This is a genomic window from Burkholderia sp. SIMBA_051 (genome assembly GCF_046534915.1).
Lineage (GTDB): Bacteria > Pseudomonadota > Gammaproteobacteria > Burkholderiales > Burkholderiaceae > Burkholderia > Burkholderia ambifaria.
In genome coordinates this window covers 1-318 of the sequence record NZ_JAWRXS010000133.1, presented here as the reverse complement: position 1 = coordinate 318, position 318 = coordinate 1, and the positions used below count along the sequence as shown (strand labels likewise).

The 318-nt window shown below is 52.5% G+C and carries 1 rRNA gene; it reads left to right on the top strand.

The window, feature by feature from the left end:
• Positions 1–245 precede the first annotated feature (245 nt).
• Positions 246–318: ribosomal RNA gene (gene rrf / locus SB771_RS33890) — 5S ribosomal RNA — on the top strand; the annotation flags it as partial.

The window sequence follows — 318 nt, the reverse complement described above, 5'->3', positions numbered from 1 at the left end:
CAGGTGTGTAAGCGCAGTAATGCGTTCAGCTAACTGATACTAATTGCCCGTAAGGCTTGATCCTATAACAAGTCTGTCTCGATAGCCGTTAGCGCTTCAGCGCTTACGGATATCGAGCGTCGAGTGCCAGGCACTCGACGTACTGCGGTTGAACTACCGCGTATGTGTGAGATACAGCTCACAACCTAAATTACTGCTTCTTCCCAGATTGGTCGCGTTGCGAAGCAACGTGACAACCCCTTTTGCCTGATGACCATAGCGAGTCGGTCCCACCCCTTCCCATCCCGAACAGGACCGTGAAACGACTCTACGCCGATG